Source organism: Deinococcus sp., from assembly GCF_018260405.1.
In the GTDB taxonomy this organism is placed as follows: Bacteria; Deinococcota; Deinococci; order Deinococcales; family Deinococcaceae; genus Deinococcus.
Genome location: NZ_JAGLBG010000086.1, coordinates 1 through 10,234, shown reverse-complemented (window position 1 = coordinate 10,234; position 10,234 = coordinate 1). Strand labels below are relative to the sequence as shown.

Below are 10,234 nucleotides of genomic sequence, written 5' to 3'. Positions count from 1 at the left end.
AAGACTAGGAATATCTACCTTCTGAGACGAGGAATCATTCACCCATTCACATTAAGCTGACTTTGCGGTTGCCCTGACCAGCAGCCCCTTTTTATGCAAACCGCTCTAGCGGAGCGCTAGGGTAGGAACGGTGGCCCAATTCCCAGTGGCCTGCCCCCAAGTTGCCTGCTCCCAATGGCTCGACACCCAATGGCCCACTATCAGTGGCCCGCCAGGAGGCCCATGCTCGACATTCAGAACCTGACCAAACGCTACGGCGACTTCACGGCCCTGCGCGGCGTTTCCTTTTCGGCGCGGGGCGGCGAGATCTTCGGGCTGCTCGGCCCCAACGGTGCGGGCAAGACCACACTGCTGCGAACGCTGGCGACCCTGCTCAGGCCAACCTCGGGCACGGCGCTGGTCGGCGGCCTGGACGTGCAGCGTGAACCCGAAGCCGTGCGGCGGCGGCTGGGCGTGGTCAACGGCGGCATGGGGCTGCCCGCACGCCTCACCGGGCGCGAAGTGTTGCGCTCGTTCGCGGGCTTCTATGACCTGCCGCCGGAAAGAACCGAGCAGCGCATCGCCGAACTCGATCAACTGCTAGAACTCGGGCGCACGCTGGACACGCGCACGGGTGACTACAGCACCGGCATGAAGCAGAAGGTGGTCATCGCCCGCGCTGTTATTCACAGTCCGGCGGTGCTTGTTCTGGATGAGGCGGCCAGCGGCCTGGACATCTTCGCGCGGCGCACGCTGCTGGATTTTGTGAACAGTTCGCGTGCCCCGAACAGACTGACGCTGTACTCGACCCACGTTATGAGTGAGGCCGAGGAGGTCTGTGACCGCGTGGCGATTTTGCACGGTGGCCAGTTAATTGCGCTGGACACCATCCCGGCCATTCTGGAGCGCACCGGGCAGCGCACGCTGGAACGGGCCTTTTTTGAACTGATCCGGGGAGCCGATGCGCGGGCAAGCTGAGCGGCCTTCCGAGACGCTGCGCCCGCGCATGGTGTGGCGCGTGGCCCGGCGTGACCTGCTTGCCACGGTACGCGACCGCCGCACACTGACCAGCACGATCTTGGTGCCGCTGCTGATTATTCCGCTGCTGACCATGGGTATGCCGCTGCTGATGGGCGGGCTGCTTGGGCAGCAGGCCAGCGCCCGGCAAAAGGTCGGCGTGGTCGGGGCACTCCCGGCCAGTCTGACCCAGGCCCTCACCCGCGACGAGCCACAGGCCAGAGGCCAGAGCGCCCGCAGCGGGGTCGAACTGGTGCCGGTCGGCGACCCCATGAAAGCTGTGCAGAGCGGGCAGGTAGACGCCGTGGTGGTCGCCGCCTCTCCCCCACCCACCCGCGCGGGCAACGGTCAGGGCGAACTCAGGGTGTATGCCAAGCTGGGCAACTACAAGACGCAGGCGGGCGCGTTCGGCAAGATTCAGGACACGGTGGACGCCTACAACCACGCGCTGACGCTGAGCCGCCTGAAATCGCTGGGGCTGGGCGAAAACGTCCTGACCCCGCTCAGGCTGACGCCAGTCGACGCCAGTCTGCCGCAGGAGCAAAAGAGCGGGCAACTCGCCTTCCTGATTCCCATGCTGATGCTGCAATTTATTTTGTCTGGCGCGATGGCTACGGCGCTCGACGGCACGGCGGGCGAGAAGGAACGCGGCACGCTGGAAAGCCTGCTGGTCTCGCCCGTGCGCCGCAGCGAGGTGGTGGCCGGAAAACTTCTCGCCACGACCCTGACGGCCCTCATCACTGCCGGGTTCAGTCTGCTGGGCTTTTTGCTGGCGGGGCTGGCCTCGGCGGGGCTATCACACGGCGCAGGCGGCGCGGCGGCGCAGGCCCTCGGCGGGCAATTGACCCTGACGCCCACGACCTTTCTGGCCCTGCTCCTGATGGTTCTAAGCGCCGCACTGCTTATCAGTGGCCTGCTGATCGCGCTGAGCATCTATGCCCGCAGTTACAAGGAGGCCCAGACCTACGTGACCCCGCTGAGCCTGCTCATCGTTTTTCCGGCAGTGGCGCTACAATTCGCGGATTTCCTGAAGCTGAGCGACGCTGTGTACCTTACCCCGCTGTTCGGCAGCATGATCGGCATTCTGGATACGGTCAAAGGCTCGATTACCGTGGGCCACACGCTGAGCGCAGTGGCGGGCAACCTGCTCGGGGCACTACTGTGCGGCTGGTTAGCGCTGAAAAGCTTCGGGCGCGAGGAAGTCATTTTTAGGAATTAGAGCATTTTGCAAAAAGATGGTGCTCTGTTGACCATCTTTTTGCCGAGTGCAACGAGTAAGAAACAAAGAGCAGGACGTAGAATGAAGGGGGCGGCGGTGTTGTTCCGACGTGCCCATCATTCGCACAACTGCTCTAATCAGTAGACCTCTTGCGAAAGTGGGGGTTGAGCCGCCCCGAATCCCCTCTTTCGCCCAGCAGGGCGAGTACAAGGAAAGCGGATTCTACGCGTGGATTTAGCCACCTCGCGTATTGGCGGGTGGTCAACGAAACACACGGCAGTCCGTATCACAACAAACCTGACAAAAGTGGCCGCCTCTAACAGGAAGCGGCCCACTTAGGTTTCATCCCGCTTAGCTGGGCTTGGTTTCGTCCGGCATGACCACATGCTGGCTGGCCAGCGCCGCTTTGCCTGTTTCGTCGGGGCGGGTCGCCAGCGGATCGATGGCCGGAGGCTCCTTGCTTACGCTGTCGAGCAGAATATCCAACACCTTGCCCTGCTGGGCGGCACTAATGGCCTTGTTGGTCACGATTTCGCCAATGTTCAGGATAATGCTGTCGTCGGGCGCAAGAATCACGCGGGTCACGGGGCGGCCCAGCGCATCGCGCACCCGCTGCTCGCGGTCAGCCTGATCGCGGCTGTTCAGGGCGGCTTCAGTTTCCTCACGCTTGTCGTGCAGCCAGCTCTTGGCCTTGTTAAGCAGGTTGGTTGCGCTCTCAGCCACGCTGGCCACCGCTGCACTGGCCCCAGCAGTCACTTCCGCGACCTTATCGCCTGCATGATCGGAGGGCTGGCCCACGGTAGCGTCTATCAGTTCCTGCTGCATCCCCAGATTCTCGGCGCGGGCAACCAGATCGGTGGTCACGATTTGCCCCTGCACGGCCAGCAGGCTGCCGCCGGGCGCACGCACATCGTGTTTGACCCGGTTCCCCAGGGTGTCTTGTACGGTCAATGGAAGGCTGTGGGGGGCCGCGTCTGCCGCCGGAGTCACCGCCGTAACGACTGTTCCCGCCGTGGCCGCAGCGGTCAGGGCGGCCAATTGCCCAGTCTGCTCGGCACGGTTCGCGTGATGGGCACTGATGGTTATCCCTTTAGCCACAATGACCTCGCCGCTGTCCGACACGACGTTATGGCCCGCGATCTTGCCGATCACGTAAGCCTTCTGGCGGTCGGCGGCGGCGTCCTTGACATCGTCGTAGCTGTCCTGCACCCGTGCTTTGGCGCTGTCCAGCGCGTCGGCAAGGCTGCCCCCCGTTGCGGCCGCCGAGAGCGCGGTCAGCTTGCCTGCTTTCTCGGCAGCGTCGGCCTGGGCCTGGGTAATCACGTCGCCCTTATGCACAATCGGCATACCGTTGTCCAGCACGATGTCTGCGCCCGCCGTCTTGCCGATCACAAAGTCCTTCTGGCGCTCTTTGGCCGCGCTGGCTGCGTCCTCGTAAGCGCCCCTGACCACCTCGCTGGCCTGAGCCGCCGCGCCAGTGACCACCCCGCCCGTGGCCGCAGCCGACAGCGCGGGTAATTTGCCGTGCCGCTCGGCGACTTCGGCATGCAGCGGGGTAATGGTTTCGCCCTTTTTGATAATAACGGTGCCATCCTCGGCGACCAGATCGGTGTTGCTGGTCTTGCCGACCACGTACTCCTGCTGGCGGTCGTTAACGGCTTCGCGGGCGGTGTCCACCGCGCCCTTAACGCTGTCGCTGGCGTTCTGAACGGTTCCGGAAACGGCGTCGCCCACCGACTTGATCGCGCCCCTGATGCCGCCGGGGTTTTCCTTCATGGCGGCGGCCACGGCCAGCGGCACGATGGCGGCGTCGGCCCCGATCTGCACGTCGCTGGGCGCAGGCACAAAGGCGCGTCCGCTGCTCATGTCGGCAAAGAGGCCGCCAGTCGCTTCATACCCGACCACGGCGCCACTGTACTCGTCGAAGTATACGTCGGCAATGCGGCCCAGGTTCTGCCCATCGGTGGTCAGCAGGGTCATGCCGATCAGGGTGGTTTTGCTTTCGAGCGCGTCGGCCAGGCGGGCATCATCACGGCTGGTGGTCACGTCCTCGGGGCTACCAATCATCACGGCGTGTTCCCCGATGCTGCGAATACGCCCGAACGGAATGGCCTTGGCCGAGCGAAACCAGCCGCCTTCCTCGACCAGCAGCGCCAGCACCCGGTTGGCCTGATGGTCAAACACCACGTCATGCACCGTTTCTACCTTTTCGCCCGTACTGAGGGCCACAATGTTACGTCCGATAATTTCTTTGCCTTTAATCATGCGTTCACGTCCTTATGCTGTTTAGGCTGCCTTGAGGCGTCAGTGTACGGTCAAGCTGCCGGGCGGGCCAACAGGTTGGTCTTTCGGTCAGGGCAGTGGGTTCAGACTGTGCATGTGCCGCTACTTCCGCCCCGCAGTCTAGAGAGTGCCGGGGAGTCATTGAACTTCGGGGGGCCTTGACTGAACCTTTGCCAAGTCTTCAGGTGCCGGGGGCGCTAGCCTCTGAACCGATGACTCTCACTCCCCTGCCCTACCTGCGGGCCGACTCCCGTAGCGCGGCCCCGAGCGCCGACCTGAGCACCGACGAACGCCGCCTGTCCGACCTGCCCCTGACCGTGCTGGTCGGCGTTACGGGCGTGGGCAAAAGCACTGCGCTCTCGGCGCTGGCCGGAACCACAGGCCGCGTCCTGCCTGACCGCCGCGAAATCACCGACGCCGTCATGATCTTGCCGCTGGCCGGAACACCCGTGACCGACCGCGAGGAACGCTTTCGCCTGACCGCGCAGTACCGCACCCAGCACCCCGGCGGCATGGCGCAGGCGCTCGGCTCGCTGGTGGTCGACACGGCCTACTGGGGCAGCGCCCTGGTGTTCGACGGTCTGCGCGGCCTCGACGAAGTCCGGTACGCCGCCGAAACCTACCCCAGTTGGCGTTTTGTTGCGCTGGGTGCACCCGACAGTGTGCGGGTCGGGCGGCTACTGGGCCGGGGCGACACCTTTGACCAGATTACAGTCGGCCAGATTGCAGGCGACCATAGTGCAGGCGACCAGGTTTCCGGTTCAAACTCGGCTGATCTGCACACTGGCCTAAGAACGGCGCTGCTGGATATCAGAGGGGTGCAAGACGTGTTTTCCGAAGCAGAGTTGAACAAGCTGACACAGCTGACCGCCGCAGGTCACACGCCGCAGGACATCGCCGCGAAGGTTAAAATCGTGGTGAGCGAGCGCCGCAATTACGACCCGCAGGCCGCCGAAGCTTACCTGCGTACCCTGCCACCAGAGCGGGCACTGATTCTGGACACGGTGGCTCTGAACCCCGAACAGGTGGCCGCCGCCGTGCTGGAGTGGGCCGGGGAGGTTAAAGCGTGAGCGCCGCAACAGACCACACCGTCCGACCAGACCAAACCATCCGATCAGTCGAGGCAATCGCCTACCGCCTGCCGCTGACCTCGGCGCTGGCCTGGGGCGCACATTCGGCCCTCAGCGCCGCCGAGCATGTGCTGGTGCGCGTGACCCTGGAAGGCGGCGCGGTGGGCGAGGCCGAGGCTACCCCGCGCCCCACCATCTACGGCGAAACAACGGGTAGCGTGCTGGCGATCCTATCGCACCTCACCCCCGGCCTGATCGGGCTGGACATCACCGACGAGGACGCGTTAAACCGTATTCGCAACAGCGTGACCAACAACCACACTGCGCGGGGAGCACTCGACATGGCCCTGTGGGACGCCCGCGCCAAAGTAGGCGGCCAGAGTCTGTTCGACACGCTGCTGGGGTCAAACACCCGCGTGCGCCCCAGTTTCATTCTGGGAATCGCGCCGCCCGCCGAGATGCTGGCCGAAGCCGAGCGCGTGGTGGCGGCGGGGGTGCGCTGCCTGAAGGTCAAGGTGGGACGCAACCACACCCGCGACCTGGCCCTCATTCGGGAACTGCGCCAGACCTTCGGGCCGGACGTGCTGCTGTACGCCGACAGCAACGAAACCCTCTCGCCCGAGCTGGCCCCCGGCATTCTGGCCGCCATGCGCGAAGCGGGCCTGATGTACGTCGAGGAACCGCTGCCCGCCCGCGACCTGCGGGCCCGCGCCGAGCTGCATAGTCAAGGGGTGTTGCCCATCGTGGCCGACGACAGCTGCTTTACGCCCGCCGACCTGGAGCGCGAACTGGATTTCGACACTTTCGACGTGCTCAACGTCAAAACGGCCCGCAACGGCTTTACCGACGGCCTCCAGATGCTGCGCCGCGCCGCCGCCCACGGCAAACGCGGCATGGTGGGCAGTCAGGCCAGCACCGGCCTGGGCACCCTGCACGCCGCCCTGCTCTCGACCCAGCCCGAAGTGACCGAGCCGTGCGAGCTGAGTTTCGTCCTGAAGCTGCGAGACGACCTGCTCAATCTGCCCATCGAATTCAAGGACGGCTGGCTCGACGTTGGCAGCCTGCGTGAGCACCGGGTAGACCCCGAAAAGCTCCGGCATTACGCCATCGGCTGAGGCCACCGCCCAGAGTGCCAGCGCCCGAACTTGTCCTACGGCTTCCGCTCAATTCTGGTACGGTCGGAACGCGGGCAGGCTCCCTTCCTAAACGCCGCGCTGACGACTACCGCTTCCGATTGAATCCCCCAGCTCGAGAGATGATATCCAACTGGGAGGAGTAGGAAAAAATACGGCTTGCGTCCAATTCCCCCATGCCCCGGAACCTGTCGTTTTCCTACTCGCTTCCGCCCAGAGCAAACTCTGAGCACCATGGGGTGTCCATTGGTGGTTTCTTCAGACAGGTGACTGCCAACGCAGGCACACCAAGCAGCAGTAAGAGCGGCGTTATGAAACACTGGCCGCCATGAGCCTCCCCTTCAATTCCCTTGCTCATATGCTGGAGCAGGGGAATGTTTTGCAGGTACGCCAGTTGTTTGCGGAACTGACCGCGCAGGAGCAGGAACGGGCGGCAGGGCTGGCCCTGGCCCTCGGGCGGCCCACGCTGGCGCTGGACTGGAGCCGTGACCCGCTGACCCGCGCCGCCGCTCAGCTGCGCCTGGGCCGCGCACACGAGGCGCTAAACACCTTGCAGGCCGAACCCGCCACGGCCCGCCCAGCGGCCCTGCGTGCCCGCGCCCAGTGGCAGCTCGGGCAGCTCACGTTGGAAGGCAGCCTCGCCGTCCTGCACCTGGCCCGCCAGGAAGGTGACGCCGGGGCCATCATCGCCCTAGCGACCCTGCGCGGCGAACAGCAACTGCACGCGCCCTTCGCCGCTCTGCGCTCGCTGGCCGAGGGCCTGAAAGTGGCCGAGCTGACGGGCCACAGCGCCGACCCCCACCTGCTGGCGGTGCTGGCCCACGCCCAGTTACGTGCGGGCGGCCTAAGCAAAGGCACCCGCAGCGCCGAAAAAGCCCTGGAACGCAGCGCCCCGTGCAGTCCGGCCTGCCTGATCGCCCTGCTGGCCCTGCGCCGCCCCGACGAAGCGCAGGCCACAGCCCAAGCAGGCGAGCTGGGCGAGGTGTGGGCAAGGCCCTTCAGCTGAAAGAGCTGCCGTGTTGACCCTCCTGCCGGGCGTGACATACTCCGCGCATGACCGAGTCACAGCCCCCAGCCCAGACTCAGGCCCCAGCCCAGGCCCAGTCCGGCCCCCTGCGCGAACAGATTCGCCGTGAACTGCACGTAAAGCCCGGCATCGACCCCGCAGAGGAAATCGAGCGCCGCGTGAGTTTTCTGACCGACTACCTGGGTTCTACCCCAGCCAAGGGCTACGTACTGGGCATCAGCGGCGGGCAGGACTCGGCGCTGGCCGGGCGGCTGTGCCAACTGGCCGCCGAGCGCGTGCGGGCCGCCGGAAGCGGGGCGACCTTTGTGGCCGTGCGACTGCCCCACGGCGTACAGGCCGACGAAGCCGACGCGCAACGGGCGATAGAATTCATCCGGCCTGACCGCACCGTTACAGTGAACATTAGGGCCGCCACCGACGCCGCCTCGGAAGCTGTGCGCGGCGCCCTGGGTGAAGAGTTGCGCGACTTCGTGCGCGGCAACGTCAAGGCGCGGGAACGCATGGTCACGCAGTACGCCATCGCCGGGCAGCTGGGCCTACTGGTGGTGGGCACCGACCACGCCGCCGAAGCCGTCACGGGGTTCTACACCAAATATGGCGACGGCGGCGTGGACCTGACCCCCTTGACTGGTCTAACCAAGAATCAGGGAGCCAGTCTGCTGAAACATCTCGGCGCACCGGAAAGCACCTGGCTCAAGGTGCCAACGGCTGACCTAGAAGATGGCCGTCCAGGGCTAAGCGACGAGGCGGCGCTCGGGCTGACCTACGCCGAAATTGACGCTTATCTGGAAGGCCGTGAGGTGCCGAGGGCCGTGGCCGATAGGCTGGAAACCATTTTCCTGAACACGCGTCACAAGCGGGCGCAGCCGGTCACACCTTTCGACGGCTGGTGGCAGACGGCCTAAGGCGTTCCGGTTAAATCTGGTTATTTCAGGTGCAATCCGAGCGGAGGCAAGAAGGGGAATACGGGTTTCGCAAAATGGACCCGTACCCGGCGCCGTTCCGGATAGGCGGCATTGGACGGCAGTTCGTATAAACTACACCCATGAGCGATTCCCCGACCCTGTTCGAGCGCATCATCGCCCGTGAGATTCCCAGCACTGTCGTATACGAGGATGACCGCTACATCGCCATCAAGGACATCGCACCTAAGGCCCCGTTACACTTGCTGGTCATTCCCAAGAAGGTCAGCACCCGTGTAGACGAGATTACCGACCCACAGGAAATGGGGGAACTGTGGCTGACGGCCATCAAGGTCGCCAGACAGCACGCTGAGGATTACCGCCTGGTCGTCAACTGCGGCAAAGGCGGCGGCCAGATGGTCTTTCATACCCACATTCATATTCTGGCGGGCTGGGAGGGCGGCCCCGATCAGGACATCTGAGCGGAGTTTCGCCTGTTAGAGCAGTTCTCCGAATGATGGGCACGTCGGAACAACACCGCCGCCCCCTTCGTTCTACGTCCTGCTCTTTTTTTCACTCGTTGCACTCGGCAAAAAGATGGTCAAAAGAGCACCATCTTTTTGCGAACTGCTCTAAGTCCCGACTCTGCGAACGCCACAAATCCTGGCTGCACACCAGGCTTTTTTCAAGCTGCGCCGTGCATCCAGCGCCGCCCCCGTGATGGTCTTTTCTCAACACTGCCGCCCCATTCGGTAGCCTCGCCGGGGCCGGGCGCGGGTTGCCGTGCATATGGGCAGGTGATTTGGGAGTATGCTGTGTTTACCCATTCTAACGTTTCTCTGCCCTTTGCCTAACGGCCCTGTCCAGCCGCCCTACCCTTCCGAGTAGCTCAGTGGGGGCAACTTGCAGGCTGTAACAATTTTTTTGAACTTCGGGCCCAATTTATTGCGACATTCTACAAGAAAGCGCAACATTCTCGGTCATTTTTCTGGTAGAAACGGTTGACTGGTCCTTATTCCAGATTAACGGCGCATTGACATCCCCTAAAGGCCCTCTTAGAATTACGCCATCTTCAACGTACACGGTGCCCTGCACCTGGAATATTTCCCGGAGGAATTATGAAGAATAAAAATAAAGTGTATGCTTTAAGCCTCAGCCTGTTGGCTGCCGTAACCCTCAGCAGTGCCGGTGCCCTGAGCAGCATCAAGATCGCCACCATCAGCCCGCTCTCAGGCGGCTCCAGCAACCAGGGCCTTCAGATTAAGAACGGCACCCAGCTGGCGATCAACGATATGAAAGCCCAGTTCGCCAAGGCGGGCATGAGCGTGTCGCTGGTAGCCTATGACGACCAGGCCGACCCGGCCACCGGCACCGCTGCCGCCCGCCGCGTCGCCGCCGACAAGACCATTCTGGCGGTCGTGGGCACCCTGAATAGCGGTGTCGCCATTCCGGCCAGCGCCGCCCTGGCCCCCAGCCACGTGGCAATGGTCAGCCCCGTGAACACCAACCCCAAGGTGACTGACCGTGGTCTGGCCAATATGAACCGCGTTTGTGCCCGTGACGACGCGCAGGGGCCTGCGGGCGCCGACTTTGTGGTGGATAAC

9 protein-coding genes are annotated in these 10,234 nt (G+C 63.9%); 8 read left to right on the top strand and 1 reads right to left on the bottom strand.

Going from position 1 to position 10,234, the window contains the following annotated elements:
• Positions 1–222: 222 nt before the first annotated feature.
• A complete protein-coding gene (locus QZ269_RS10455) occupies positions 223–957 on the top strand; it encodes an ATP-binding cassette domain-containing protein (RefSeq protein WP_291426654.1) in 735 nt (244 codons plus the stop codon).
• A gap of 28 nt (positions 958–985) precedes the next feature.
• Entirely contained in the window at positions 986–2,215 is a 1,230-nt protein-coding gene (locus QZ269_RS10450; protein WP_291426655.1) for an ABC transporter permease, read from the top strand.
• Positions 2,216–2,566: 351 nt separating this feature from the next.
• On the opposite strand, the gene QZ269_RS10445 is transcribed toward QZ269_RS10450, so the two are convergent.
• The gene (locus tag QZ269_RS10445; protein ID WP_291426653.1) at positions 2,567–4,480 is read right to left on the bottom strand and encodes a PRC-barrel domain-containing protein; all 1,914 of its coding nucleotides are present in this window, start codon (positions 4,478–4,480) and stop codon (positions 2,567–2,569) included.
• A gap of 230 nt (positions 4,481–4,710) precedes the next feature.
• On the opposite strand from QZ269_RS10445, the gene QZ269_RS10440 reads away from it, so the two are divergent.
• From QZ269_RS10440 to QZ269_RS10415, 6 genes are all read left to right on the top strand, one after another.
• Entirely contained in the window at positions 4,711–5,568 is an 858-nt protein-coding gene (locus tag QZ269_RS10440; protein ID WP_291426652.1) for an ATPase, read from the top strand.
• Positions 5,565–6,683 (top strand): enolase C-terminal domain-like protein, encoded by a 1,119-nt coding sequence (locus QZ269_RS10435; protein WP_291426651.1) that lies wholly within the window; start codon positions 5,565–5,567, stop codon positions 6,681–6,683. Before QZ269_RS10440 ends, QZ269_RS10435 begins: the two co-directional genes overlap by 4 nt.
• A gap of 346 nt (positions 6,684–7,029) precedes the next feature.
• Positions 7,030–7,707: a hypothetical protein gene (locus QZ269_RS10430; protein ID WP_291426650.1), complete on the top strand. Its 678-nt coding sequence runs from the start codon at positions 7,030–7,032 to the stop codon at positions 7,705–7,707.
• Between the two features lie 47 nt (positions 7,708–7,754).
• The gene (gene nadE / locus QZ269_RS10425; protein ID WP_291426649.1) at positions 7,755–8,633 is read left to right on the top strand and encodes an ammonia-dependent NAD(+) synthetase; all 879 of its coding nucleotides are present in this window, start codon (positions 7,755–7,757) and stop codon (positions 8,631–8,633) included.
• 140 nt (positions 8,634–8,773) lie between these two features.
• Positions 8,774–9,112, top strand: coding sequence for a histidine triad nucleotide-binding protein (locus tag QZ269_RS10420; RefSeq protein WP_291426648.1), 339 nt, complete (start codon positions 8,774–8,776; stop codon positions 9,110–9,112).
• 636 nt (positions 9,113–9,748) lie between these two features.
• Positions 9,749–10,234, top strand: a 486-nt coding sequence (locus QZ269_RS10415; protein WP_291426647.1) for a branched-chain amino acid ABC transporter substrate-binding protein, incomplete at its 3' end; no start/stop codon positions are given.